This is a genomic window from Arthrospira sp. PCC 9901, assembly GCF_059013425.1.
On sequence record NZ_CP102296.1, the window covers coordinates 2,394,064 to 2,419,893 of the forward strand.

At 46.0% G+C, this 25,830-nt stretch carries 37 protein-coding genes and 1 pseudogene; 3 read left to right on the forward strand and 35 right to left on the reverse strand.

What is annotated here, in order from left to right; translation table 11 throughout:
* Positions 1–7: 7 nt before the first annotated feature.
* Positions 8–1,642: pseudogene (locus NLZ44_RS10390) on the reverse strand (calcium-binding protein); the annotation flags it as partial.
* Between the two features lie 302 nt (positions 1,643–1,944).
* Between NLZ44_RS10390 and ccmS the strand changes: the two are divergent.
* Positions 1,945–2,379, forward strand: a complete 435-nt coding sequence (gene ccmS, locus NLZ44_RS10395; protein ID WP_493752712.1) for a beta-carboxysome assembly chaperone CcmS — start codon at positions 1,945–1,947, stop codon at positions 2,377–2,379.
* Between the two features lie 58 nt (positions 2,380–2,437).
* Here the strand turns inward: ccmS and NLZ44_RS10400 are convergent, their stop codons facing one another.
* Positions 2,438–3,160: a response regulator gene (locus tag NLZ44_RS10400; protein WP_493752713.1), complete on the reverse strand. Its 723-nt coding sequence runs from the start codon at positions 3,158–3,160 to the stop codon at positions 2,438–2,440.
* Here NLZ44_RS10400 and NLZ44_RS10405 point away from each other — a divergent pair.
* Positions 3,159–3,317: a hypothetical protein gene (locus NLZ44_RS10405; RefSeq protein WP_493752714.1), complete on the forward strand. Its 159-nt coding sequence runs from the start codon at positions 3,159–3,161 to the stop codon at positions 3,315–3,317. The two genes, NLZ44_RS10400 and NLZ44_RS10405, sit on opposite strands and share 2 nt — an antisense overlap.
* Before the next feature lie 297 nt (positions 3,318–3,614).
* Complete coding sequence (locus NLZ44_RS10410) at positions 3,615–3,803, forward strand: hypothetical protein (protein ID WP_493752715.1); 189 nt, start codon at positions 3,615–3,617, stop codon at positions 3,801–3,803.
* 199 nt (positions 3,804–4,002) lie between these two features.
* Here NLZ44_RS10410 and NLZ44_RS10415 read toward each other — a convergent pair whose 3' ends face one another.
* The 33 genes from NLZ44_RS10415 to rplC form a co-directional block, all read right to left on the reverse strand.
* Complete coding sequence (locus tag NLZ44_RS10415) at positions 4,003–5,712, reverse strand: ABC-F family ATP-binding cassette domain-containing protein (protein WP_493752716.1); 1,710 nt, start codon at positions 5,710–5,712, stop codon at positions 4,003–4,005.
* A 212-nt stretch (positions 5,713–5,924) separates the two neighbouring features.
* Complete coding sequence (locus NLZ44_RS10420; RefSeq protein WP_006621316.1) at positions 5,925–6,335, reverse strand: response regulator; 411 nt, start codon at positions 6,333–6,335, stop codon at positions 5,925–5,927.
* Positions 6,336–6,531: 196 nt separating this feature from the next.
* The gene (prfA, locus tag NLZ44_RS10425) at positions 6,532–7,647 is read right to left on the reverse strand and encodes a peptide chain release factor 1 (RefSeq protein ID WP_111893756.1); all 1,116 of its coding nucleotides are present in this window, start codon (positions 7,645–7,647) and stop codon (positions 6,532–6,534) included.
* A gap of 344 nt (positions 7,648–7,991) precedes the next feature.
* The gene (gene rpmE / locus NLZ44_RS10430) at positions 7,992–8,243 is read right to left on the reverse strand and encodes a 50S ribosomal protein L31 (RefSeq protein ID WP_006621318.1); all 252 of its coding nucleotides are present in this window, start codon (positions 8,241–8,243) and stop codon (positions 7,992–7,994) included.
* 195 nt (positions 8,244–8,438) lie between these two features.
* The gene (gene rpsI, locus NLZ44_RS10435; RefSeq protein WP_006621319.1) at positions 8,439–8,849 is read right to left on the reverse strand and encodes a 30S ribosomal protein S9; all 411 of its coding nucleotides are present in this window, start codon (positions 8,847–8,849) and stop codon (positions 8,439–8,441) included.
* Positions 8,849–9,307 carry a 50S ribosomal protein L13 gene (rplM, locus tag NLZ44_RS10440; protein ID WP_006621320.1) on the reverse strand — a complete coding sequence of 153 codons (459 nt, stop codon included), beginning with the start codon at positions 9,305–9,307 and terminating at the stop codon, positions 8,849–8,851. Before rplM ends, rpsI begins: the two co-directional genes overlap by 1 nt.
* A 15-nt stretch (positions 9,308–9,322) precedes the next feature.
* Positions 9,323–10,159 carry a tRNA pseudouridine(38-40) synthase TruA gene (gene truA, locus NLZ44_RS10445; RefSeq protein ID WP_493752717.1) on the reverse strand — a complete coding sequence of 279 codons (837 nt, stop codon included), beginning with the start codon at positions 10,157–10,159 and terminating at the stop codon, positions 9,323–9,325.
* A 56-nt stretch (positions 10,160–10,215) separates the two neighbouring features.
* Positions 10,216–10,566 (reverse strand): 50S ribosomal protein L17, encoded by a 351-nt coding sequence (gene rplQ / locus NLZ44_RS10450; RefSeq protein WP_006621322.1) that lies wholly within the window; start codon positions 10,564–10,566, stop codon positions 10,216–10,218.
* Between the two features lie 103 nt (positions 10,567–10,669).
* The gene (locus NLZ44_RS10455) at positions 10,670–11,614 is read right to left on the reverse strand and encodes a DNA-directed RNA polymerase subunit alpha (protein ID WP_006621323.1); all 945 of its coding nucleotides are present in this window, start codon (positions 11,612–11,614) and stop codon (positions 10,670–10,672) included.
* Between the two features lie 140 nt (positions 11,615–11,754).
* Positions 11,755–12,147, reverse strand: a complete 393-nt coding sequence (gene rpsK, locus NLZ44_RS10460) for a 30S ribosomal protein S11 (RefSeq protein ID WP_006618077.1) — start codon at positions 12,145–12,147, stop codon at positions 11,755–11,757.
* Between the two features lie 90 nt (positions 12,148–12,237).
* Complete coding sequence (gene rpsM, locus NLZ44_RS10465) at positions 12,238–12,621, reverse strand: 30S ribosomal protein S13 (protein ID WP_006621324.1); 384 nt, start codon at positions 12,619–12,621, stop codon at positions 12,238–12,240.
* A gap of 349 nt (positions 12,622–12,970) precedes the next feature.
* Positions 12,971–13,084, reverse strand: coding sequence for a 50S ribosomal protein L36 (rpmJ, locus tag NLZ44_RS10470; RefSeq protein ID WP_006618079.1), 114 nt, complete (start codon positions 13,082–13,084; stop codon positions 12,971–12,973).
* Positions 13,085–13,586: 502 nt separating this feature from the next.
* Complete coding sequence (gene infA / locus NLZ44_RS10475; protein ID WP_006618080.1) at positions 13,587–13,811, reverse strand: translation initiation factor IF-1; 225 nt, start codon at positions 13,809–13,811, stop codon at positions 13,587–13,589.
* A 218-nt stretch (positions 13,812–14,029) separates the two neighbouring features.
* Positions 14,030–14,611, reverse strand: coding sequence for an adenylate kinase (locus NLZ44_RS10480; RefSeq protein ID WP_493752718.1), 582 nt, complete (start codon positions 14,609–14,611; stop codon positions 14,030–14,032).
* The gene (secY, locus tag NLZ44_RS10485) at positions 14,611–15,927 is read right to left on the reverse strand and encodes a preprotein translocase subunit SecY (RefSeq protein ID WP_006621327.1); all 1,317 of its coding nucleotides are present in this window, start codon (positions 15,925–15,927) and stop codon (positions 14,611–14,613) included. Before secY ends, NLZ44_RS10480 begins: the two co-directional genes overlap by 1 nt.
* A gap of 67 nt (positions 15,928–15,994) precedes the next feature.
* A complete protein-coding gene (gene rplO, locus NLZ44_RS10490) occupies positions 15,995–16,465 on the reverse strand; it encodes a 50S ribosomal protein L15 (RefSeq protein ID WP_493752719.1) in 471 nt (156 codons plus the stop codon).
* Between the two features lie 77 nt (positions 16,466–16,542).
* The gene (gene rpsE / locus NLZ44_RS10495; RefSeq protein WP_006618084.1) at positions 16,543–17,073 is read right to left on the reverse strand and encodes a 30S ribosomal protein S5; all 531 of its coding nucleotides are present in this window, start codon (positions 17,071–17,073) and stop codon (positions 16,543–16,545) included.
* 50 nt (positions 17,074–17,123) lie between these two features.
* Positions 17,124–17,486 (reverse strand): 50S ribosomal protein L18, encoded by a 363-nt coding sequence (gene rplR / locus NLZ44_RS10500; protein ID WP_006621329.1) that lies wholly within the window; start codon positions 17,484–17,486, stop codon positions 17,124–17,126.
* A 3-nt stretch (positions 17,487–17,489) separates the two neighbouring features.
* On the reverse strand, positions 17,490–18,029 hold the full coding sequence (gene rplF, locus NLZ44_RS10505; protein WP_006621330.1) for a 50S ribosomal protein L6: 540 nt from the start codon (positions 18,027–18,029) through the stop codon (positions 17,490–17,492).
* A gap of 68 nt (positions 18,030–18,097) precedes the next feature.
* Positions 18,098–18,499, reverse strand: a complete 402-nt coding sequence (gene rpsH, locus NLZ44_RS10510; RefSeq protein ID WP_006621331.1) for a 30S ribosomal protein S8 — start codon at positions 18,497–18,499, stop codon at positions 18,098–18,100.
* Positions 18,500–18,522: 23 nt separating this feature from the next.
* Positions 18,523–19,068 (reverse strand): 50S ribosomal protein L5, encoded by a 546-nt coding sequence (gene rplE, locus NLZ44_RS10515; RefSeq protein ID WP_008057353.1) that lies wholly within the window; start codon positions 19,066–19,068, stop codon positions 18,523–18,525.
* A gap of 129 nt (positions 19,069–19,197) precedes the next feature.
* A complete protein-coding gene (gene rplX, locus NLZ44_RS10520) occupies positions 19,198–19,554 on the reverse strand; it encodes a 50S ribosomal protein L24 (protein ID WP_006670296.1) in 357 nt (118 codons plus the stop codon).
* 3 nt (positions 19,555–19,557) lie between these two features.
* Positions 19,558–19,926, reverse strand: coding sequence for a 50S ribosomal protein L14 (rplN, locus tag NLZ44_RS10525; protein WP_006621334.1), 369 nt, complete (start codon positions 19,924–19,926; stop codon positions 19,558–19,560).
* 56 nt (positions 19,927–19,982) lie between these two features.
* Positions 19,983–20,231 (reverse strand): 30S ribosomal protein S17, encoded by a 249-nt coding sequence (gene rpsQ / locus NLZ44_RS10530; protein ID WP_493752720.1) that lies wholly within the window; start codon positions 20,229–20,231, stop codon positions 19,983–19,985.
* Positions 20,232–20,358: 127 nt separating this feature from the next.
* Positions 20,359–20,574 carry a 50S ribosomal protein L29 gene (gene rpmC / locus NLZ44_RS10535; RefSeq protein WP_493752721.1) on the reverse strand — a complete coding sequence of 72 codons (216 nt, stop codon included), beginning with the start codon at positions 20,572–20,574 and terminating at the stop codon, positions 20,359–20,361.
* A 53-nt stretch (positions 20,575–20,627) separates the two neighbouring features.
* Positions 20,628–21,047 (reverse strand): 50S ribosomal protein L16, encoded by a 420-nt coding sequence (rplP, locus tag NLZ44_RS10540; protein WP_006618093.1) that lies wholly within the window; start codon positions 21,045–21,047, stop codon positions 20,628–20,630.
* A gap of 110 nt (positions 21,048–21,157) precedes the next feature.
* Complete coding sequence (gene rpsC / locus NLZ44_RS10545) at positions 21,158–21,886, reverse strand: 30S ribosomal protein S3 (RefSeq protein WP_493752722.1); 729 nt, start codon at positions 21,884–21,886, stop codon at positions 21,158–21,160.
* A gap of 97 nt (positions 21,887–21,983) precedes the next feature.
* Complete coding sequence (rplV, locus tag NLZ44_RS10550; protein ID WP_493752723.1) at positions 21,984–22,334, reverse strand: 50S ribosomal protein L22; 351 nt, start codon at positions 22,332–22,334, stop codon at positions 21,984–21,986.
* A 209-nt stretch (positions 22,335–22,543) separates the two neighbouring features.
* Entirely contained in the window at positions 22,544–22,822 is a 279-nt protein-coding gene (rpsS, locus tag NLZ44_RS10555; protein WP_006617591.1) for a 30S ribosomal protein S19, read from the reverse strand.
* 152 nt (positions 22,823–22,974) lie between these two features.
* Positions 22,975–23,838, reverse strand: a complete 864-nt coding sequence (gene rplB, locus NLZ44_RS10560; protein ID WP_006621340.1) for a 50S ribosomal protein L2 — start codon at positions 23,836–23,838, stop codon at positions 22,975–22,977.
* Between the two features lie 181 nt (positions 23,839–24,019).
* Positions 24,020–24,331, reverse strand: coding sequence for a 50S ribosomal protein L23 (locus NLZ44_RS10565; protein ID WP_493752724.1), 312 nt, complete (start codon positions 24,329–24,331; stop codon positions 24,020–24,022).
* Positions 24,321–24,953 (reverse strand): 50S ribosomal protein L4, encoded by a 633-nt coding sequence (gene rplD / locus NLZ44_RS10570; RefSeq protein ID WP_315639108.1) that lies wholly within the window; start codon positions 24,951–24,953, stop codon positions 24,321–24,323. The genes NLZ44_RS10565 and rplD overlap by 11 nt, the downstream gene beginning before the upstream one ends.
* A gap of 19 nt (positions 24,954–24,972) precedes the next feature.
* Positions 24,973–25,662 (reverse strand): 50S ribosomal protein L3, encoded by a 690-nt coding sequence (gene rplC / locus NLZ44_RS10575; protein WP_493752725.1) that lies wholly within the window; start codon positions 25,660–25,662, stop codon positions 24,973–24,975.
* Positions 25,663–25,830 lie beyond the last annotated feature (168 nt).

Below are 25,830 nucleotides of genomic sequence, written 5' to 3' on the forward strand. Positions count from 1 at the left end.
CATCAATAGGATTAGTTAAACTTAAAGTGAAGGTTTTATCCCCTTCTCTTTCGTTATTATTAATAATCTCAACGCTAATGGTTTGGCTGGTTTCTCCCGGCGCAAAAGTTAGGGTTCCTGATACGGGTATGTAATCAATGTTAGCAATAGCAGTACCATCAGCGGTAGCAAAGTCTATGGTAATTTCACCATTACTTCCTTCTGTACGTTCTACCCTAATGCTGGCGGTTCCAATATCGTCAACTTCGATATCTGTGAACTCTAAATTGAACACGCCAGGATTAGGAATATCGTTATCAATAATATTAAATGTTAGTGTATCACGATCGCCTAACGTTAAATCACCAGTAGGATTACTGAGAACTATTTTAAATTGCTCCGTATCTTCTACTTCGTTGTCATCAATCACTTCAATGGTAATATGTCTGCTATCTTGACCGGAAGCAAAAATCAGCGTGCCGCTAGTAGCGATGTAATCTTCTCCGGCGATCGCTGTATCATCTAATGTGGTATAATCCACAGTTACGGCACTATCAATATTTCCAGTTCTTTCTACCGTAATTATAACATTTCCTGCGCTTTCAATAACTTCGATTTCATCCATAGTAAACCCTACAATTCCCAGGTCACTATCTATCTCTGGAGTCGGTGTCGGTATGGGTGCGGGTGCGGGTGCGGGTATGGGTGCGGGTGCGGGTGCGGGTTCCGGTGTCGGTTCCGGTTCCGGTTCCGGTATAGGTTCTGGTGTCGGTTCCGGTTGAGGAGTTGGTAAAACTGTAGATTCTGGTGTGGGTTCCGGTGTCGGTGTGGGTTGATCTGAAGGGAAAATGGTAGCCTTGAAAATATCGCTATTTACATTTTTAATAATTGCCAAAAATTCATTAGTGGCGCGGTCTTGAATAATTGTATCTGTCGCATATATACCGGAACCTTGATAAATATTTAAAGATTCAAAAGTGAGATTATCGAATAATCCAATAGAGTCTTTATTAATATCAAAATCCATAATAAAATTGCTGCGATCTAGGGTAAATGCTCCTGTATTTAAACCAAGATAAAACCAGTTATTTCCTTCTCCACCTGTGAGAGTGTCAGAACCCTGATCGCCAATTAATGTATCATTTCCGCGATCGCCAAATAATAAGTCGTCCCCTTTACCACCATAGAGGAGATCATCCCCCTGACCGCCATAGAGGGTATCATTGGCTTGATTTCCAAATAATGTATCATTGTCGCGATCGCCAAATAAGAGGTCATCACCCCGATCACCAAATAGCACATCATTGCCTTTTCCACCTCTAAGGGTATCATCCCCGTGACCACCATAGAGGGTATCATTACCCTGATTTCCATGTAAGAAATCATTACCTTCATTTCCGCCAATAATATCATCGCCATCTAAACCATAAACCGTATCATCTCCCCCTAAAGCAAAGATGATATCATCGAATTCTGTACCTAGGATAAAATCCGAGTGATCAGTTGGTTCTGATGAAATTTGACCATTAGTTAAGACAGTTATGGAATTTTGCGCCTGAATACCAGTTGCGGTGGAAATCGGATCAGGATAAATTCCGGTAGTATCTGACTGAGGTTCCGGATTAAAATTAACGTCTTCAAATTCAAAGGCAGTAAAACTCATGGGTGCAAAATGGGTAAGTTTAAATAGCTAAACAGAATAGCGATCGCGCTTAATTCTGTTTTCAACTTGCACCCTATAGATCCGGATAATTAGTGTGCGTAATTTTCCGGTTGAGTTATAGAAATGGGAATACGTGATGGTTTTTTATATTAAATACTCAAGCATCTAAGCGGAGTATCAATATTTGGGGCAACCGCCTAACTGGAAGTGTAATCGTGACCATCAATTCCCTAAAACTTAGGATACCCTCCTAGGACGAATAAATATACAATGGATTGAGAAATTAATGGAATTCTAGTCCAATGAATATTACCCCCACCCCTGTAGATCAAAATGGCTGGCAAAAACAACTCGATCACTTTGTGGAAAATCACCATCCGCAACTAGCAGCCTTAGCTTGGGGAGTTCACCTGGAAGGGGAAAGCGAACAGGGAACTTTAGGTATTGACCTAAAGCCAACTCCTCACTTTGTTTTTTGTCCGAAATCAGCTATTGAACTCCTCAACCAAAATGCGGATAATAAATTACAGGAAATCCTGGGAATTATCGACGGATATAAACCAGAGATAGAAGTTTTGATGATTTGCATTAGTCCAGATCGGATTAAGTTAATTTATTTCCAGCCGGAGTTGCCACCGCCGGATTATTATGCTAAAATAGATAGGGATAAAAAGTCTCTCATGAGCGAACTCGAAAAAGCGATGAGTGAACTAATACAACTGCCAGAAAATATGTAAAGTTGTTGGGGGCTAAGTTTCGGGATTTTTCAATTTAATCCTGGTAAATTTTACGCCCCTACAATTCCCAATCAGGACACATATCAGATTTGGGTCCTTGAGGATGCACTGCACAATTGATGCCATCCTGACCATAAAAATAGTGACATATTTGGCAGGAATGAGTTGCCTGTAATTCTTTGGTAAAAAGTTGATATCTATGATTAATTATCCGATAATATTGACGCGCTTGAGGATAATTAGGATTGAATGTTAGGGTATGTTCAAGGGCTTGAATTGCCGACTGATAAAGTTTAACTATTTGGAGTGCATACTTATCTGGTTTACCTTTAGAGATAAAACAGACATCAATAATCTTGACAATTAAGAAAAAATAGTTGAACCAGGCTTTATCAGAATTAACTGTGGGTTGAGATTTAGCACAAACTGTCACCCATTTAATCGTCTGCAAAAGTTCTTTAGGTCGCCAGGGTTTACTCACATAGGCTTCGGCGTGTTTAATGCCTTCATACACGGCTAGATTTTGTTCTTTTCCGGTTAAAAATATAATGGGGATATTTTGAGTGTCAGGGTTAGATTTAATCAGACGACAGGTTTTGTAGCCGTCCAATTTAGGCATCACCACGTCCAACAAAATCACATCTGGACACACCTGCTGTAACTTATCTAAAGCCTCCAAGCCATCAGAAGCGGCTATGACTTCCAAACCACTCCAGGTTAGTTGGTAGGAGAGACATTCTCTTTGGGTGAGGGAGTCTTCAACCAGTAAGACAGTATTCATGACACGAGGGGTCCAGTTTAAGAAAAATGGTGCGCTACCTACCTCTACCCTGAATTCCCTATTTAAGAGTTTATCCATGAGTGGTGGTGTAACGCACCCAACTTCTCCGAATACTTATAGTTTACCCAGTTTAGTTCCCTTTACGATCGCTCTTTGACAAAATCTGGCCCAGTTGTATCCGATCAATACCAAGTCCACCACCCCAGGGTAATATTAAATTCTGTCACTTTTCACACTTTTTTCACAGTTTTCTGAGATAGTCAATTGCTAATGAAGCGAAAACGCTATTATACCATGAACCATGTGGTTTTAGCTAATTATATGATTAATTTATTGGCTGATTTAGATACCCCAATTGAGTATTACTAATACTTTCCCAGGAATCCCCCAAAACCATAGGGATCAATTATAATAGATGTTAATGGCTCATTAAACTATCAAGTGAGGCAAAGACATGAAAACACTGAAACTGGAAATTCAGAAAGTTTCACCCTGTTTGTTTCAATTATTGCGGGACTATTCGCCTAAGCCACTGGTGGATGGAATTTTGTTTACAATTGATGGCGATAGTTACGACACGCTGATGGTTGCTGATAAAATTAGCACTCTGGTCGCACCCCCTTGGAGTCTAAAGGAAGTGTAGGATGCAAATGCGATCGCCACCATAGGTTAAAAATCACTACAACAGACCAACTTTAAGATAACTTAACCTGAGTTGTACTCAAGCGAGGAACCCTAAGAGAGCGATCGCATAATTTCAACCCCACCCAATTAATAAACACCCGAAAGCCGAGTTTGATATCCCCCTAAATTGGTCTAGGGGGAATTACAGATTTATAAAACTATCTACCCTTAGCCGCCGCCTTTTTCTGAGCCGCCTTAGCCGCCTTAGCTGCTTTTTTAGCGGCTTTTTCGGCTGCTAACTTAGCTTGTCGTTCCTGTTCTTTTTCCTCAGCCAACTTATCCAAATAATAGTGATAATCTCCCAGATAAACCCGAAACTCACCATCACGAATTTCCACAATTTTGTTAGCCACCTGAGAAATAAAGTAACGGTCATGGGATACCAGCAGAACCGTTCCCTCATACTCCTGTAAAGCTGATTCCATCATTTCCTTAGCCGGAATATCCAAGTGATTAGTTGGTTCATCCAAAATCAACAAATTCACAGGTTGGAGCAACATTTTAGCCAAAGCCAGCCGCGCCTTTTCCCCACCACTCAAAGAAACAACTTTTTTAAATACAGTTTCACCACTAAATAAAAACCGACCGAGGAGGGTGCGAACTTCCTCATTTTTCCAGTCGGGAACTTCATCATGGATAGTTTCCATAACTGTTTTGGTCAAGTCTAAGGCTTCGGCTTGATTTTGTTCAAAGTAACCCGGAATCACATTATGTTTTCCTAGGGATACACTTCCTTCGCTGGGGGTTTCCAGCCCCATAATCATCCGAAGTAAGGTAGATTTACCGCAACCATTAGGACCCAAAAAAGCTACGCGATCGCCTCTTTCAATTAGCAGTTCTGCCCCCAAAAACAGGATTTTCTCATCATAGGTATGCACCAAATCTTGAATTTTAACCACATCCCGACCACTACGGGGAGCCTCTGGAAAGTGGAATTTCAGCGTTTTTAAAGAAGCTGTAGGAGCCTCGATTTTCTCAATTTTATCTAACTGTTTTTCACGGCTTTTTGCTTGGGTGCTACGGGTGGCACTCGCCCTAAATCTTTCGACAAATTCCTGTTGTTTTTCTAGTTCCTTTTGCTGGCGTTCATAGGCGCTTAATTGAGCCGCCTCTGCCTCCGCCTTTTGTAGCAAATAGGCGGAATAATTACCCAAATAAGTCCGAGAAACTCCCCGTTCGGTTTCGACAATTTGAGTACAGAGACGGTCTAAAAACTCGCGGTCATGGGAAACAATTACCATGGGGGTAGTTAAACCCTTCAGGTAAATTTCTAGCCATTCTATCGTTTCTAGGTCGAGGTGGTTTGTCGGTTCGTCCAGTAGTAATAAATCTGGTTCTTGCAGAAGAATTTTACCTAAACTCATACGCATTTGCCAGCCACCACTAAAGGCGCTAACTAAGCGATCGCCATCTTCCGAGTCAAACCCCATTTCTGGTAAAATCTTCTCAATTTTAGCTTCTAAGCCGTAGCCATCAAGGGATTCAAATTTCCGTTGGAGTTTATCCAATTTATGAATTAATTCATCCAGGCGATCCGGATCAGCCGTTTCCATTTCTCGCTGAACTTCACCATAAGCTGCATGGGTGGCGTTAGCCTCATTAAAAACCCTCCAAAACTCCTCTCGGACGGTGCGCGCCGGATCAACTTCAAATTCCTGGGTTAAATAGGCGATATGTAGACTTGATGGCTTAATAACTTCCCCGGATGTGGGTTCAACTTCTCCGGCTATAATTTTAAGTTGGGTAGACTTTCCCGCGCCATTTACCCCCACTAAACCAATGCGATCGCCAGGTTTAACTTCCCAGTTAATATCTTTAAGAATAGTACCTGTCGGATAGATTTTGCTAATATGTTCTAGTCGCAGCATCAACAGTCTCCTAGGACGAAAATATGTTCAAGGGTGGGGCCAGGAAATCGTGTAAGGACGGGTTCGACCGTAGATCCGTTTCCGGCGAAGATATGGCATCACCCCCCTACAGTGCCATCAAAGCCAAAAATTACATACCCGCATTGGATCTTAACAAAAATCAACCATTTCTGGAGTCATGGCTAAACGTGATCAAATTAGGCCTTGGTTGTTTATGGATTTTCTGCACCTTGTCGCTGCTGGTAAACTGCTTTAGCATCTTTAATGGTAGCCTCAAACACTGTGGGGTCCCACGGTTTAGTAATACACTGAAACAATTGCGCCGCCTCTAAATTTTCGCCGGAGGCTTCTAGGGTTTCTGGGGAGTATCCACTCAGCAAAATCCGAATTGTGTCGGGAAAACGGGCCACAGTTTTACTGAGAAACTCAAGTCCGGTCATTTCTGGCATACTCTGATCCGAAATTATGATCGCCATTTCCCCTTCAGTTTCCAGTAATTGTAAAGCCGCCGTTGGGCTATCTACTCGAAACACCTGAAATTCGCGGCGAAATATCCGATACAGCAAATCGAGGTTATCGGGTTCGTCATCAACTACCATCAGTTTGAGTTTATTTTTAGCCATTTCTCAACATCAGACTGCACTGTTTGCTATCTCGGAAGTAATGGTGCTGTTTTTCCACTCAACTCTGCTTCCCGTTACACGATCGCAGAACCCCCCGATAGAAACCGGGTTTCTTGGTTAAATCTTTGATCAGAAACGAAAAACTCTCACATCAACCCGGTTTCTTTCCCCAATCATAAAATAGCGATCGCCATTATTATACAGATGCAGGAGTAGTTGATTCTGCTAATTGTGCCAATCGTTCCTGTTGATCTTGAATGATACACGCTTGGATCAAATCTCCTATTCCCCCTTCTAATACTGGGGCTAACGAGAAATTATGACCCAGACGATGGTCTGTCACCCGATTATCCTTATAGTTATAGGTGCGGATTTTTTCCGACCTCGAACCTGTCCCCACCTGCGATCGCCGCATGGAAGTCACAGCATCCTGTTGTTCCCGCAGTTTAGCTTCGTATAACTTAGCCCGCAAAATCTGCATAGCCCGTTCCCGGTTTTTTAGCTGACTGCGTTCTTCCGTACAGAATACCCGAATACCCGTCGGTTTGTGGAACAAATCAACTGCCGTTTCCACCTTGTTTACGTTCTGACCCCCTGCACCTCCGGATCTAGCCGTAGTCATCTCAATATCTTTCGGGTCTATTTGCACTTCCACATCATCAACTTCTGGCATAATTGCCACCGTTGCTGTGGAAGTATGAACCCTCCCACCTGCTTCCGTTACAGGAACTCGTTGGACTCGATGAACTCCCGCTTCAAATTTAAGCTGACTATAAACGCGATCGCCTTGAATTTCCAGAATCGCCTCTTTAAATCCCCCCATATCAGCCAGGGACTCACTCAGTAGCCTTACCCGCCAACCTTTAGTTTCAGCATAGCGGGAATACATCCGCACCAAATCCCCCGCCCAAATACTCGCTTCATCGCCCCCAGTACCTGCCCTAATCTCTAACATGATATTTTTATCATCATTGGGATCTTGGGGTAGCAGGAGAATTTTCAGGCGTGTTTCCAACTCTTGCAGTTTCGTGGTTAGTTCTTCTACCTCCAAAGCTGCCATTTCTTTCATTTCCTTTAGTTCAGGATCATTCCCTGTCTCTCGGAGGATTTGTTTGGCCCCGGCTAACTCCGTCTGAGTTGTTTTCCAATCCTGATAGGCATTAACCACATCTTCCAGGGAAGACCGAGTTTTGGCTACCCGTTGAAATTCATCAGGATCTGTCGCAATTTCAGGATCTGCTAATCGTAAAGTTAACTCCTGAAAGGTTTGCTCAACGGATTTGAGTTTATCTAGTAAATAAGTTTCTGCCATGGCGGTTCGGTTGCCTCTTGTTAGTAGTCGGTTGTCGAAGCATAATTTAGCTTAAATTGTCTTTGTCTCCGTCTTTAAACCAGCGTATAAAGATATATTAAATATCAGAATTTTGCAGCTTTTTACCATCAAAATTATCTGTAAATGTTGATTATTTACATCATTAAATATTCGATAATTAGGCGTTGGTATTATCTCCATCACCATCATTAACCCTTACTTAATGGTGGTTTACAACTTATTTTACACTGCTAAATATTAGGGATAAACCGGAAACCAAAAATCAGTCGGTTGCCAGTAGTCAGACGCTACGGACAACAGACGACAAACAATCGACAACCCGGCTATTTTTTCGATTGATCCGCTTCCGTTCCTGTGGCTTGACTCTCATCAATCATGCCATACTTACGCAGGAAGCGTTCAACTCGTCCTTCTGTGTCAATAATCTTTTGAGTTCCAGTATAGAATGGGTGGATTCCAGACCAGATATCAACGTGCAGTGATGGCTGTGTGCAACCAACTTTCATAACGACTTCGCCGTTACAGATTACTTCAGCTTCTGGATACCATTCGGGATGAATATCAGGTTTAGGCATGGTTTAAGCTACCAAGTCAAAATCAACAAATTTTACTTTCTTTCTATTATAGCCATAATTGGCTCGCGACAGGCTGAGTCACAAAACCTAATAAATTGAGATTCTGCACCCACCTGGGGATGGGCCATATTACCACCCCCTGTCTAGGATAGTTTACACGATCGCGCTTGAGTCTGGATTGATAGCCAAAACTCTCTAGCGTTTCGAGTATTGGGGAGCCTTGCGAGCTTTCCGCAAGCCGTATTTTTTCCGCTCTTTAGCGCGAGGGTCACGGGTTAGATAGCCTTCTGCTTTCAGTGGTTGGCGATTATCAGGACTTAACTCGCATAAAGCACGAGCCACACCTAAGCGGATGGACTCAGCTTGACCTGTGAGACCTCCACCTTGGACATTTACCAGAACATCGTAATCATTTTCTAGCCCTAAAGTTTCTAAGGGTGCTTTAGTAGCTGAAAGATAGCTCGTGTTAAATTGCAAATAGGATTCGCCCTCGCGACCATTAATAATTACCTGGCCACTGCCCGGAACTAAACGCACACGAGCGATCGCTGATTTCCGGCGACCTGTACCCCAGTAAACTGCCTTACCTGTATCTATAGCCTGCATTATTTACCTCCTGTGGGAATTGTGTCAATTTTCAGCACTTCAGGATCTTGAGCCTGATGGGGATGAGTCGGACCAGAATAAACTTTTAGCTTCGTAAATAGTTGGCGGCCCAAAGCATTTTTGGGGAGCATTCCCTTAACTGCTTTCTCAATAATTCGTTCCGGGACTCGGTTTTGCAGTTGATCAAAAGTCTCTGTCTTCATCCCTCCCGGTCTACCCGAGTGGCGACGATAGATTTTTTGCTCCCCTTTTTTGCCAGTTACTGCCACTTTGTCAGCGTTAACCACGATTACAAAATCCCCTGTATCCATGTGGGGGGTGTAAGTGGGTTTATTTTTGCCACGAATGATTTGAGCAATTTCTGTAGCCAGGCGGCCCAGTCTTTGATCCGCCGCGTCAATGACGTACCATTTTCGTTCAATGGAGTCAACCGGCGGCAGATAGGTTTTAGTCATCATGATCTTGCAGTTCTCCTAAGTTAATGGTGATTGTGGTTCAGTTTTTCCTAGGATAAATTTAGGAAAAGTATCGAACCAGATATCAGGAGTAAAGGGGAAATTCGGATAGCCTACCCGTAGTAGGCACAACCCCTGGGGAGGGGCTGCCGATTTGACAATTTCCCGACGTTCGTTGACCCAGATATCTTGGAAGTTTTCTAGCGATCGCTCCCCCGCCCCCACCTGTAACAGCAGCCCCACCAGTAATCGCATCATTCCATACAGAAATCCGCTCGCTTGAACTTCAATATGAATAAATGCTTCGCTCCGCCAACATTGCACATCCTGGACATCCACCCAAGCATGGGGGCGACTAGAACCAGCTCGTTGGAATGCTGATAAATGGTGATAGCCCAGTAATGGTTTGAGAGCTGCCAACATTAGGCTTTCATCCAACCGCTGATGATAGTAGTGCCAGGTAAACCGACGGATAAACAAGTTAGGTCGAGCATCCGTGTAAAGGCTATAGCGATAGCGTCGCCATTGAGCGTCAAACCTGGCGTGCCAATCCTTCGCTACCGGAGCCGATGCCCTAATCAGGACATCCGCTGGCAATCGGCCATTGAGAATGGTTGCCCACCGATAGGCAGGAATATGGGCTGGGGCATCAAAATGAGCCACCTGGGCTGCTGCATGAACTCCAGAGTCCGTGCGACCTGCTGCATGGAGGGGGACTCGCTCCTGCTTTAAAACCTTGCCAATAGCTGTTTCTATGTCCTCCTGAACCGTGCGCTGATTGGGTTGCCGTTGCCATCCGTGGAAGTGGGTTCCATCGTATTGGATAATCAGAGCAATGCGCTGTTTATCAGTCATTGACAATCCGCCTTCCCTTGAGTTCAGCTTGAGTCACCGGCTCCCTGACAATCGCCTTAAACCAGCTCAATGATTGCCATTTCCGAGTTATCTCCCCGGCGAGGAACCGTTCGCACAATGCGAGTATATCCCCCTTTACGGGAGCCATAGCGCTGGGCTGCTCCTTCAAACAACGCATGAACCAGTTGTTTGTCATAGATATAGCCCATCGCTTGGCGACGAGAGGCGAGTGTTCCATCTTTAGCTAGAGTAATCATCCGTTCTACTTCAGAGCGCACAGCTTTAGCTCGTGCTTTCGTCGTAGTTACACGACCATGACGGATGAGTTCGGTAGTCAGCGATCGCAAAAGGGCTTTTCGCTGGTCCGCAGGTTTACCAAGTTGATGAATACGACAACGATGACGCATGACAAATTATTTAGATAAGTTACTTAGATTTAGTTCCGAAACCAGCCATAAACAGGCACTCACAACTCATTTCGAGCCGTGACCTTCTATGGCACTCACCTACTCAAGATTTAGCTGCTCGCTCCTTAGGTAAAGTAATTCCTAGGCGGTTTTGGAGAGCTTCGATCACCTCTTCAGCAGACTTTTGACCGAAATTTTTGATCTCTAGGAGATCTTCCTCTGTATAATCTCGTAAGTCCGCCACCGAGTTGATTTGCGCTCGTTTTAGGCAGTTATAAGCCCTAACCGAAAGTTGTAGCTCCTCAATCGGGATCTGGCTGGTAGGATCGATATCATCCCTTTGATCGCTCGTAATTGATTCTAGGTTGATATCTTTCAGGGCACCGAATAGATCCACCAAAATCGCAGCCGCTTGACTGATCGCTTCTTGGGGAGTCAAACTGCCACTCGTCCAGATTTCCAACGTCAGCCGATCTTTCTCCAAAGATCCACCATCGCGGGCATCTTCTACAGTGTAGTTTACCTTCCGTACCGGCATGAAAATTGCATCAATTTGGAGAAAATCCAAAGCCGCAGAATCATCCCGATGTCTATCAACCGCTCGATACCCTGTCCCCTTTTCAATCTGACATTCCATCTCCAGAGTTGCCCCCGGGGATAAGGTAGCAATATATTGATTTTTATTGACCACCTCCACTTCCGAGGGTAAATCAAAATGGCCGACTGTTACGGTTGCTGGACCTTGCACCAAGAGACGGCCAATTTGCTTCTGATAGGTATGGCTTTTGAGAACTGCTTCTTTCAAATTCAGCATGATCTCTAGGACATCTTCCCGAACCCCTTCAATCGTTGCAAATTCGTGGTTAACGCCAGCAATTCGGACCGCTGTAATGGCAGTCCCTTCTAAATTTGACAGCAGCACCCGCCTTAGTGCATTTCCAACGGTTATTCCCTGGCCACGATCTAACGGTCCCAGGACAAATTTGCCATACTGACTACGGTCAGTGCTTATATTGGATTCAATACACTCAATCTTAAACTGCGCCACCGATTGACCTCCGTTCGACTCTTACCCCAAAAATTAGACCTAACCCATTACCAATGAAAAATGAAAAGTATCGGGGATGTAACTTCTCATTTTTCAAAACCTGTTACGGCTTTAGTTTGGGCGCACGCCACCAGGCTTTTTTACACCCTACGACGTTTGGGGGGACGACAACCATTGTGAGGAATTGGGGTGACATCACGAATGAGAGTAATTTCTAGTCCCGCTCCCTGCAATGCCCTAATTGCTGTTTCTCGACCTGATCCAGGACCGCTGACCATTACTTCAATTTGGCGCATACCTTGGTCGGACGCTCGACGGCCAGCACTTTCAGCCGCTGTTTGGGCTGCAAAGGGAGTTCCTTTTTTCGCTCCCTTAAATCCTGTAGACCCGGCGGAAGCCCAAGATATTACTTCCCCATTTTGATCCGTAATACTAACAATTGTGTTGTTGAACGTAGACTGAATGTAAGCTACCCCGTTGGGGACATTCCGTTTTTGCTTTTTTGGTCCAGTTTTTTTAGTTTGTCGCGCCATAGTTGTCTCTTTAACGACCTATTGAGTTGATTAACTTGCCTACTGAATAATTGATTAATACAGTTGGCCCATGGAAAGCCTCTCCATAGACTATTTCTTGGAGGCGGCTTTTTTCTTACCTGCTACAGTTCGGCGAACTCCACGCCGGGTTCTGGCATTCGTCCTCGTCCGCTGACCCCGAACCGGTAATCCCATTCGGTGACGACGACCACGATAAGTACCAATATCCATTAAACGCTTGATGCTCATCGCTTCTAAGCGCCGCAGGTCTCCTTCTACTTGGTAGTTAGTTTGGATTACAGAACGTAAAGCTGCTACGTCCGCATCAGTTAAATCCTTAACCCGAGTGTCGGGGTTGACACCCGTCTCCGCTAAGATTTCTTTGGAGCGAGATAATCCAATTCCGTAGATATAGGTCAGACCAATCTCAACACGCTTATCGCGTGGAAGGTCTACTCCGGCTATCCGTGCCACGTTTTTTTCTCCCTAATAATCGTGCTGTGCCAAAATTAATTACAGTGCCGAGTTGTTCTATTTAATCCTGCCAGTGATCAGACCGTGAAGGCTAACTTAACACTTCCTAGCTTAGTGACTGAGCCGCCTCGCGCGGCCATCATAACAGCCATTAAGTGCGTTTGACGAGGGTATCACTGGCTTGGGTTAGTGGGATACTTAATTTAGCTTTCCCGCTACTTTGCTTTTCTTCCCTCTGTGTACAATAGACATCAACAGTTAAGATGGGTAGGGTGCGCCAGACCAATTAATAATAATTGAATCTGCGTGCATTCTGCCTCTCTGACGCACTTCACTACCTTCATCATCACTATCCTTGTCTTTGCTTATGTTTGGGATTCGAGCAAATCACCATCACTCGCCCTCGACGGCGAATGACGCGACATTTTTCACAAATTTTCTTCACTGATGCTCTAACTTTCATGTCAACCTCATGGGAGTTGGGAAACCACTAGATTTAGCTGGCCGATTACAATTTTATGGCTCATGAATTTGCCTTACCCTACTGGGGAAGAAAGACAGAGGTGCTGTATCTTTCTATGGTTAGCCTGATTTAGGCTGTTTTCAGCACAAAGTTACTTCGCTACTATGGTGTTACTGGTCGGCGGTACTTTCCCCAGAGTATTATTTGACAACTCAGCCCTACGCGCAGGTAGTCCCCTTGTTGATTTTTAACTCTTAGGTTTTAGTGCTTGAGATTAGCGACCCCCCTATCCCCTAGGAAATTCAACTATTGTCCATAACTTAGTTCCCCGGAAACATGGCTGTTGACCAGCCTGGTTTTTACAGGGGGATGCTAACGCTATATAGAACGACACTAACTACTAATAGTAGTTTACAACAAATTCTTAATTATACCACAGGCTAAAAATTTTCAGCCAGGATTGAGGTAAATCAACCTGGAGCGATTCAGCTATGAGGGGAACCTATTTCTTTTTCAGTCGATAGGTGATCCGACCTTTGCTGAGATCGTAGGGGGTTAATTCTACCTTGACGCGATCGCCCGGTAGAATTTTAATGTAGTTGCGCCGGATTTTACCCGAAATGTGTGCTAGTACATTAAAACCATTATCGAGATCGACTCGAAACATAGCGTTGGGAAGGGACTCGGTAACAGTTCCTTCCATTTCTATTAAGTCTTGTTTAGACAAACTGTTAGTTCCTCAATTCGGTAAATAAACCCCCCAGTAGGCGACTAAAATCATCCAACCAGGTAAAATCGCGTCCGGGCATGGGCCTGAGCGTGTTAACATATCTTATCAAAATCTGGTAATCATCTATGAAATCGACACAAATGATTAAGCCAGGATGAGAACCGCCGGGGGGAGATTTTGTTCCCAGATTGGTGAACCTTGATTCCCCATGCCAATTATGAGCTGGTAATTACCTCTTTTAAACTATCGGTTACTTCTTCCATGGTGCGATCGCCATTGATATGATGCAGTTGGTTACGACTGCTGTAAAATTCAATCAAGGGAGCCGTCTGTTCCCGATAAACCTGAAGGCGATGTAAAATCGTTTCTTCATGGTCATCTTCACGACCTCGCACCAGCAATCGTTTCAGGATGACATCATCTGGAACCTCTAAATTAATGACCCAGACGTGATCTTTATCTGGAATTTTGCCCGTTTTCTCATCAACCGACAACAAATGCTCTTGGACAAACTGAGCCTGGCTGACATTACGAGGGAACCCATCGAGAATCCAACCCGTTTCAGCATCAGGCTCAGATAAGCGATGAGTCACCATATCCAAAATCAGTTGATCTGGAACCAAATCACCCAGATCCATATAGGTTTTAGCCTGTTGACCCAGGGTAGTTTGCTTAGAGACATGATCCCTCAAAATCTCTCCAGTGGAAATGTGAGGAATTTTCATAATCTCAGCCATACGAGCCGCTTGTGTTCCCTTTCCCGAACCAGGCGGCCCCAAAAAAATCAATTCCCGCATTATTTTTTCACCATCCCTTCATATCTTTGAGAAATTACATAAGTCTGAACCTGCTTGGCGGTATCAATAGCAACCCCGACCAGAATCAGTAGAGAAGTAGCACCAAAGCCTCGGAAAGTAGGAACTCTGGTAGCGCTTTCCACTACAGTAGGAATAATTGCTACTAAACCCAAGAAAACCGCTCCCAAAAAGGTTAAGCGATTCAGAACCCGCTCAATATACTCACTGGTGGCGCGACCTGGACGAATTCCGGGAATACTAGCTCCCATTTTCTTCAAGTTCTGAGCCATATCTACGGGATTCATAATTAAAGAAGCGTAGAAATAGCTAAAGAACAGAATCATCAGCAAGTAAAAGGCAATATAGAGCCAAGGAGCAGGTCCTCCGGGACTCAGATAAGTAGAAATTTGTACCAGAACCGGATTATTAGCAAACTGGGAGATAGAAGCCGGAAGAATCAAAACTGCCGAAGCAAAGATAATCGGCATCACCCCGCCTTGATTTAGACGCAAAGGTAGATAGCTACTTTTTTCGCGATAAAGTTTGCGACCCACTTGTCGGCGGGCGGAAACAATAGGAATACGACGGGTTCCCTCTTGTACAAAAACAATCCCAACAATCATTGCTAGGAAAATCAATAACAAGATCACAACTCGTCCTACAATAGCGCTATCACCACTTTGAGCTAATTCAATGGTACTGCCCAATGATTGGGGTAGAACCGCTACGATGTTGATAAAAATGAGCAGGGAAGCGCCATTACCGATACCGCGTTCTGTAATCAGTTCCGATACCCACATGACAAACATAGACCCAGCAGCCAGAGCCAGGACTACTTCAGCCATGACTATGAACTGTGGTTGATTGGGATTTTGAGCAAAGGGGCTGACCCAAATGGCAATACCAATACTTTGCAAGATAGCCCACCCCAAGGCCACATAGCGGGTAATTTGAGATATTTTCCGCCGTCCGGCTTCCCCTTCGTTTTTTTGCAAATCTTCTAAAGTGGGGAGAGCCGCCGTCATCAACTGCATGATAATGGAGGCGTTAATATAGGGGAGAATTCCCAGAGCAAAAATACCCAGGGCTGAAAATCCACCCCCGGAAAATAGGTCGAGAAAACCGATAAAGGGGGTGTTTTGAATATTTTGGCTAAATGCTTGCCGATCAATGCCTGGGATAGGCAGGAAAACGCCCAAACGGACTAGAATGAGCAGACCAATGGTTACGAGAATACGACCCCGTAAACCAGCAGCCTGAGCCATCTGCATGAATGTTTCCTGTGCAGTTGGCGTTTTTTCACGACTGACGACCATGAAGGACTACCTCTTGAAAACACTATTGGGAATGTACAGAGCAGTAGGGGCGAAAAATCGCCTACGCTTAACCTTCCGAGCTGGTGTTTCTGGCTCCTAAGACTTCACAACTTCCCCCGGCTGCTTCAATTTTAGATCGAGCGCTTTGGGTGAAGGCTGCTGCTTTAACCTGAAGTGCTACATTTAGTTCTCCATCTCCCAAAATCTTGAGCGGTCCCCGGTCAGTGGTAATAATTCCGGCCGCAATGAGAGAGGATAGAGTTACTTCGCTGTTGGCACCCAGAGAATCCAGACGACCCACATTAATGGTAGTGTACTGTTTTCGGTTTACCAGAGGAAAGCTTTTTAATTTAGGTAGTCGTCGATAGAGGGGGTTTTGACCTCCTTCAAATCCGGGTCTGGTGCTGCCACCGGAACGCGATTTTTGACCGCGCATTCCTTTGCCACAACTAGCTCCTTGTCCGGCCGAAACCCCACGACCAAGGCGACGGCGACGTTTTTGAGAGCCAGCTTTGGGCTTTGCGTCTTGTAATCTCATGGTTGTCTCAATACAGTGCAATTGATGGGTTATCAGTGAGAGGCAATTGAGGAATTGCCCCGATGGTCCACTTATGATTAAGCATAAAGCTGTTCGATGGGGATGCCCCGTTCTTTGGCCACATCCGATAGAGTCCGCAATCCTGAGAGAGCGTTAATGGTGGCGCGGGCGTTATTAAGGGGATTACTGGAGCCTAGCTGTTTAGCTAGAACGTTTTTAACCCCGGCTAGTTCTAGCACGGTGCGGACAGCACCCCCAGCGATTACCCCTGTACCAGGGGCAGCGGGTCTAACAATGACTTGGGCTCCGCCTCCCACACCATTGGCGGGGTGAGGTAGAGAGTTAGATTTGGTTAGGGGAATCTCGACGACATTTTTGCGGCCATCGGCGACACCTTTTTTGACGGCTCCGATGACATCTGCTGCTTTTCCGACACCGACACCCACCTGGCCTTTTTCGTTGCCGACGATAACAATGGCACGGAAGCTGAGTTTTTTACCGCCTTTAACTACTTTAGTTACACGGCGAATTTGAACAACCCGTTCTTGCCATTCGGATTCTTTTTCTTTGGTGCGAGTATTTTTTTTACGACGTTGCTGTTCTGCCATACTTTTAGTTCCTGATTGTTAAGGGCAATTATAAATTGCCCGTCAGCTTATTAAAATTCTAACCCGGCCTCTCTGGCTGCGTCTGCCAAGGCTTTAACGCGGCCATGATAGATGTAACCTCCCCGGTCAAATACGACGCGCTCAATTCCTTTAGATAGAGAGCGTTTAGCGATTAATTGACCAACTTTAACAGAAGCATCACAGGTAGCCCCAGTTTTCAAGTCGGCAGTTATTTCGGGGTCTAAGGTAGACGCGGCAACTAAGGTGTGTTGCTGGCTATCGTCAATCACCTGCACATAGATGTGCTTGTGAGAGCGAAACACAGCCAATCTAGGACGCTCTGAAGTTCCTAGGACTTTGCGCCGAACTCGACGGTGACGGCGCTGACGGGAATCGTTACGAGTAAGTTTCATGATCTATTTTTTCCCTGCCTTACCAGCTTTACGTCTGACTTGTTCTCCGGCGTAGCGAATGCCCTTGCCTTTATAGGGTTCAGGGGGTCGCACGGCGCGAATTTTCGCAGCCATGTTGCCGACGAGTTCTTTATTAATTCCGCTAACAATCACATTGGTGTTATTTTCAACGGCTACGCTGCAACCTTCAGGGGGAACCATTTCCACCGGTTTGCTGTAGCCGACATTTAAGATCAGGTTTTTACCTTGAACCTGAGCCCGATATCCCACTCCTTGGATTTCCAGTCGCCGTTCAAATCCTTGGGAAACTCCATCCACCATGTTGGCTACCAGGGTGCGACAGAGACCATGACGCTGACGGGCGACTCGGGATTCATCCCGACGCTTAACGATTAGTGTGTCTTCTTCGAGGGAGAGGATAACTTCGTTGGGTAATACGCGGGAAAGCTCCCCTTTTGGTCCTTTGACTGTGACTTTTTGGCCGTCTAAGGTTAGGGTAACTTTGGCGGGAATCGGAATTGGACGCTTACCAATTCTAGACATAATCCTTGTTTAATGGTCGATGAGCAGTGTTTAGGGGTCTGCGGAGTGCGAGGCTGTGGGTAATGGATTTACCACACATAGCAAAGCACTTCTCCGCCTAAGCCCTGAAGGCGGGCTTCTCGGTCGGTCATTACCCCACGGGAGGTAGAAATGATCGCAATTCCAATTCCACCTAAAACCCGGGGGAGTTCTTTGCGGTTTTTGTAAACGCGCAAACCTGGACGGCTCACTCGTTTAAGGGTGCGGATGGTGGGGGTGCGGGTTTTGGTGTTGTATTTTAGTGAAACCACTAAATGTTTTTTGACACCAACACCTGCTTCTTCAAAGTTGGCAATAAAGCCTTCATCCTGGAGGACTTTGGCAATACTGCGGGTCATTTTGGTGGATGGAATTTCTGTGGTTTGATGCCGCGCCATGCAAGAGTTGCGGATGCGCGTTAACATATCTGCAATAGTGTCGTTCGTCGCCATAGTTGTCTCGTTATTTTACTGCCTCAGTTCTCCCGGAAGGGCATTCCCATTTCTTTAAGTAAAGCACGCCCTTCTTCATCTGTCTGGGCTGTGGTGACAATTGAAATATCCAGACCTCGAATTTGATCGATGCGATCGTAGTCGATTTCTGGGAAGATCAGTTGTTCTTTGACCCCCAGACTGTAGTTACCCCGACCGTCAAAACTTTTGGGACTAATGCCACGAAAGTCTCGAATGCGAGGTAGGGCTAGGTGAATCAGACGTTCCATAAAGGCATACATCCGATCAGAACGGAGTGTCACCATTACCCCAACGGGCATTCCTTGACGGATTTTAAAGCCGGCGATCGCTTTTTTAGCGCGGGTCACTACTGGTTTTTGTCCGGTAATAATCGCCAATTCATTAACTGAAGATTCCAGAGCCTTGGCATTTTGGGATGCTTCGCCCAGTCCTCGGTTAATGGTAACTTTAACAACCTTGGGAACCTGATGGATGTTCTCATATTTGAACTGTTCCATCAATTTAGGAACGATGGTTTCCTGATAGATGGTTTTGAGTGGAGATGTCATAGTTGCTGTCTGTCCTAAATACATTCCCTGGGCTTGGTCAGGGATAATCAAAACGAGTGTTTAACAGAGTCCACCTGTCCAGTCAGGGCTGGTGGGAAACCCGCCCCGGGGGAGAAAGTGTGCCATTGATTAATCAATAACTTCCCCGGTTTTTTTGAGCATTCTGACCTTGCGCCCGTCTTCCGTAAAGGTGTAGGAAATACGACTAGCGACTTTTTCTTTGGTCGAATACAGCATCACATTAGAACTGTGAATCGGAGCTTCAAAGTTGACAATACGGCCCCCTTCACCCTCTTGTTGAGGTTTAACGTGCTTGGTACGGACGTTAACATCTTTGACAACTACTTTACTCAATTTAGGTAGAGTGGATATCACCTCCCCAACTTTTCCTTTATCTCGTCCGGCAATTACCTGGACAGTATCCCCTTTTTTGACGTGCATTTTGTAGCCCCGGGGCGGAGCTAATTTGCGCTGACGCTTGGGCATAATTTAGAGTACCTCCGGTGCAAGGGAAACAATTTTAGTGAAATTTTTGTCCCGTAGTTCCCGTGCCACAGGTCCAAATACACGGGTTCCCCTGGGGTTGCCATCCTGGTTAATGATAACGGCTGCATTATCGTCAAAGCGAATACTCATACCGCTATCTCGGCGTAGTCCTTGGCGACTGCGAACAATGACAGCTCGAACGACATCGGATTTTTTGACGGCCATGTTGGGAATTGCATCTTTAACGACAGCGATGATGACATCACCAATAGTGCCGTAGCGACGATTCCCCCCACCCAGGACGCGGATACACATAAGTTTGCGCGCGCCGCTGTTATCTGCCACATTAAGTATGGACTGCTGTTGAATCATGGTATTGTCTCTGTAAGCGTAATTTGGGGTTCAAGATAAACAGAAACCGGTGAGAATTACTGGTTATTTTTGTTGAGAATTTCAACTACATTCCAGCGTTTAGTGCGACTGAGGGGGCGGGTTTCTCGAATGCGAACCCGATCGCCTTCTTGACAAGTATTGTCTTCATCGTGGGCTTTATATCGTTTAGTATTAACGACAATTTTCCCATATTTAGGGTGAGGGGAGCGGTTTTCAATAGCTACCACCACAGTTTTTTGCATTTTATTGCTGACGACTACGCCAACTCTTTCTTTAACTGCCATGATTGTGAGAAATAAGAGATGAATGATTGTTTAGGTAATGGGTAATGGGTAATGGGTAATGGGTATGACTGACCAGTATTTCCCATTTCCTATTCCCTAGGGCCTTAGACTAATGAATTAGGGAATACTAAGCCGGACTTTGATTTTGAAGTTGTCGTTCCCTCTCCACGGTGAGTAACTGTGACAATCGATGTCGTGTGTGTCTAATTTCATGAGGTTTTTCCAAGCGTCCTGTAGCTTTCAGGAGGCGCAGATTAGCGAGTTGTTTTTTAATTTCCAGGATTTGCTCAGAGAGGTCATCATCATTTAACTGTCGGGCTTCTTCAATTTTAGAAAGAGCCATAATTATCTCCTCGGTACAATTAGCGGGCAGTTTTCAGGTCAATGCAATCAGTATTAGGACTGTGAATCTTCCCGTGTGAGAAACTTAGTCTTAATCGGGAGTTTAAAGGAGGCTAGGCGCATAGCTTCGCGGGCGACCTCTTCAGAAACACCTGCAATTTCAAACATGATGCGTCCAGGTTTAACAACAGCGACCCAGTATTCAGGGGCCCCTTTACCGGAACCCATACGGGTTTCTGCGGGACGCATAGTGACAGGTTTATCAGGGAATACACGAATCCAGATTTTCCCACCCCGGCGAATATAACGAGTCATTGCCCGACGGGCTGCTTCAATTTGGCGGGAGGTAATCCAAGAGGGTTCAAGGGCTTGTAGGGCAAAATCACCAAAGTTGATATTGTTGCCGCGAGTTGCCTGACCCCGCATTCGACCCCGCTGTTGTTTGCGGAATTTAGTTCTTCTTGGGCTTAACATGATCGCAAATAGTAGTGAGTGAAGTTAATGAGACAGAGGCGTACCCATGAGGGAGATAAGTGTTAGGTTTTGGGTTATGAACCTATCGAGATCGCGCCTACTAGAACTTTTTATGTATCACTAGACCGGTCATCATACTTTTGCCGTCTGGGTGTACGGCGACTTTTCGGCGCTCTTGTATTAGGTGCGGGGGTTTCTTCCTGACCGGGAATAATTTCTCCCTTAAACACCCAAACTTTGACACCGAGGATGCCGTAAATAGTGAGAGCGGTGCAGTAGGCATAGTCAATATCAGCTCGTAAGGTGTGTAGGGGAACACGACCTTCACGGGTCCACTCAGTCCGAGCAATTTCTGCTCCGTTCAAGCGGCCACTGACCTGGATTTTAATGCCTTCAATGCCAGCTTTTTGGGCGCGGGTAATAGCTTGGCGGACAACTCTACGGAAGGAAACCCGTTTTTCAAGTTGAGCGGCGATATTTTCAGCGATGAGGGTAGCATCAGCATCAACGCGGGACACTTCCACAACGTTAATGCGGATCTGGCGATTGCTGCCCAGTTCTTTCTGAAGTCCTTGGCGGAGGGAGTCAATTCCGGCACCACCACGACCAACTACCACACCCGGTCTAGCGGTTAGCACTTCCAGGTCAATTTGATCAGCTTTGCGTTCAATGCGAACATCTGAGATGCCAGCATTGCTGAGATTTTTCTGAATGTACTTACGGATGGTGTAGTCTTCCTGCAAAAGTTGCGGATACTGACTAGCATCAGCAAACCAGCGAGATTTGTGTTCTTGGGTAACTCCAAGGCGGAAACCAATTGGATGTATTTTTTGTCCCATAGCAGCTTAATAATTTAGTCTGTACGACAGGTAATGGGTAATCTGTAATCGGTAATAGGTAATAGGTAATAGGTAATGCTAACTTCTTCCCTATTCCCTACTCCGCAGGAGCGACGGTCACGGTAATGTGACAGGTAGGTTTGCGAATGGGGTAGGCTCGGCCTTGGGCGCGAGGGCGGTAGCGTTTAAGGCTTGGTCCAGCGTCGGCGAAGGCTTGGGAAACGATGAGAGTGGCGGGGTCTAAACCCTGGTTATGTTCAGCGTTAGCAACAGCCGATCGCAGAACTTTCAAGACAGGAGTACAGGCGCGGTAGGGCATAAACTCCAGGATAATCAGGGCTTCGCGATAGCTACGTCCGCGAATTTGATCAAGTACCCGCCGGACTTTTGATGGGGACATTCTGATGTAACGAGCGATCGCTTTTACTTCTGAGTTGGAACTAGCCATATCTTTCTCCTTGATTCGGGCGTGATGTAGGTGTGGTTTAGGGTCGCTCAACCCAGAAATTGTCAGGGCGCTTTGGACTTGGGCGGGTTTCTCAAAACACGCTTTGGGGAATTAAGGTTACGGGCAGAACCAGCCCCAGCCGAGTTTTTTCCGAAAATACCGCATAATCCGCCGCTACTCCACAGTCCTACAGGCGAACGAAGCGCCGCTTATCGGCGAGCTTTTTTATCACTTTTAGCGTGACCTCGGAATGTCCGAGTGGGAGCAAATTCTCCCAATTTATGTCCCACCATTTGTTCGTTAACAAATACAGGGACGTGCTGACGGCCGTTATGAACAGCGATAGTATGACCAACCATTTGGGGAACAATGGTGGAGGAGCGCGACCAAGTTTTGATCACTTCCTTACGATTGTCAGCGTTGAGTTTTTCGATTTTGACGAGCAGATGATCGGCCACAAATGGACCTTTTTTGAGCGATCGAGACATGGTATATGTTTAGGATTCCAATGGTGATCTAGGCTGTGGGCGGAGGCTACCCATTACCCTTTGGGCAGGGTAGGGGTGGGGGGCTTAGTCCGATTTTCTTTTGATGCCTTTACCAGGAATGCAGCCAGATAGCAGTCTGCAAGGCTTGGCGATTAGCTCTGACGGCCACCTTTGCCTCGTTTCGAGGATTTCCGACGACGGCGAACAATTAAAGCAGTGCTGCGTTTTTTCTTGTTTCTAGTTTTCGCTCCCAGGGCTGGTTTACCCCAAGGCGTAACCGGGCCACTGCGACCAATGGGGGCGCGTCCTTCACCACCACCGTGGGGGTGATCAACAGGGTTCATAACACTACCGCGCACGGTGGGACGTTTACCCAACCAGCGATTGCGTCCAGCCTTACCAATGCTGATATTTCTGGCATCCACATTGCCCACCTGTCCAATCGTCGCATAGCAACGGGCGGGGATTTTCCGTTGTTCACCGGATGGCAGTTTCAGGGTGACATAATCTCCTTCTTTAGCCATAATCTGAGCCGAGGCTCCGGCTGCTCGTACCATTTGTCCACCTTTACCGGGAATCATTTCCACGTTGTGGATTGATGTACCCAAGGGAATGTGGGATAGGGGGAGAGCGTTACCCACTTCAATGGGGGCATCAGGCCCAGATATAACCACAGTCCCGACAGCCAAGCCTACAGGGTGGAGAATATAGCGTTTTTCGCCATCCACATAGTTAAGTAGGGCAATTCTGGCGTTACGGTTGGGGTCGTATTCAATCTCAGCGACTTTAGCGGGTACATTATGTTTATCCCGGCGAAAGTCAATAATCCGATATAGTTTTTTATGTCCACCACCTCTATGGCGACAGGTAATCACACCGCGATTATTACGACCTTTAAGGCGGTGTTTAGAGACGGTTAGGGATTTTTCCGGCTCGGATCTAGTAATTTCTGTAAATTCCGAGACAGTATGTTGGCGTGTGCTTGGGGTATAAGGTCGGTAAGAACGAATTGCCATATAGTCGATCCTATGTCTGTTTCTGTGGAAGTTAGAGATCTAGATTTCAGGATAGGGAAAGAAAACTCGATCGCCCTTCATGTCGGTGTTCAATAATTACCAGGGTAAAGGTGGGTTCTCGGTGCCGCTTTTTTTTGATAGTTATTCAGAAGGTGGCACACCCGCGTTTTACCCGACACCATTAAACTTCAGGGAAGAGGACTTTTCTCAAGGCTTCCCCATCTTCCAGGGTAACGATCGCTCTTTTATAGCGAGGTTTGTACCCGACGAAACGGCCGACCCTACGTCGTCGTCGGGGAGGATTCTGGGTATTAACACTCAAAACCTTAACTGGAAATAGCAGTTCAACTGCCGCCTTAATAGTTGGTTTATCAGCCCTAGGATCGACATCAAAAGTAAACTGATTCAGCTCCATTTGAATTGTGGCTTTTTCAGTTACAATTGGTCGTCGGACCACATCAGCTAAATCACGGGTTTTAAACTCAGTCACCATAAACCTCCTGAATTTTCGCCAGGGCATTAGCAGTGGTTACTATTTTGTCTGCTGCCAGAACATCATAGACATTCAAGCTATCTGCCAGACAAATTCTAATTTTCGCCACATTCCGACCCGACAAATAGACGTTTTCTTGTTTTTCAGGTAGTACCAGCAGCACTTTAGCTTCTGGTGAAACTCCCCAACGGGCCAAAGCCGCTGTCAAGTCTTTAGTTTTAGGACGTGGCAGTTGCGTCACAAATTCTTCCACCACCACGATATCCTCTGCCCTACTCTGAAACGCCGTTCTCAAAGCCAACCGACGTTCTTTGCGGTTCATTTTGACGCTGTAATCTCTCGGTTTTGGCCCAAAGATCACACCACCACCGCGCCATAGTGGAGAACGAATTGAACCTGCCCTTGCCCGTCCTGTTCCTTTTTGTCTCCAGGGTTTACGGCCACCGCCTCGCACTTCTGAGCGAGTTTTGGTGCTGGCTGTTCCCTGTCTGGCTGCCGCCTGCTGACGTACTAAGGCTCTATGGACGATGTGGGAGGCATTTTCTTCTTTAGCAACTTTTAGTTCCAGGGTAGTCTGTCCGACTTCTTCCCCTTCCCAGTTGCGAATTACACAGTCAACCATTTTTCCCCCTGTCTTCTCTCTACTTGCCACCCACCAGGTTGGCTGGTTTGATATTAAGCAAGCCACCGGGTTTGCCGGGGATTGATCCTTTAATTAGCAACAGGTTCCTTTCTAGGTCTATCCGCACGATAGTCAGTTTCCTAGTGGTAATCTGTTTCCCGCCATAACGTCCGGCCATTTTTTTGCCGGGATAAACGCGCCCTGGTGTGGTTCCGGGTCCGATGGAACCTGGTAGGCGGTGGTTTTTGGAACCGTGAGCCATTGGTCCACGTCGGAAGTTATTACGTTTTTGGTTTCCCGCAAAACCTCGACCCATCCCAATCCCGGTCACATCTACCATTTGTCCGGGTTCAAAGGTATCTACTTTGATTTCCTGACCTAGTTCAAAGTTATCGGTACTTTCTAGCCGATATTCTTTCAGGTGACGAACCAAGGGACTGTTGGATTTGGTTAGGTGTCCCTGTTCAGCATGGCTGAGGTATTTATTAACCTCTTTGTCTGGGGATTTTCGGGTGTTTAATTTCCGGGTTTTGTTAGGAACTTCACCATAACCTAGCTGGATGGCCGTATAGCCATCGGTGGCTTCGGTCTTCACTTGGGTGATTGTGCATGGCCCGGCTTGAACTACGGTGACGGGAATCGCTTTTCCTGTCTCTGCGTCAAATACCTGAGTCATGCCTAGCTTGGTGCCGAGGATACCTACAGACACTTAAACTGGCCTCTCTTTTCTACGCATTACAATAGGGCGGAATTTTCCACTGACTAAATCATGGTCAACCCGCCAGTTAACGATGCTTGTGGCATCATAATTTAAACCCGATTTTGGGCAGGCAAACCGACCGTCTCTCCGGCTCAGGAGCCAGGATAGACGTGCTTG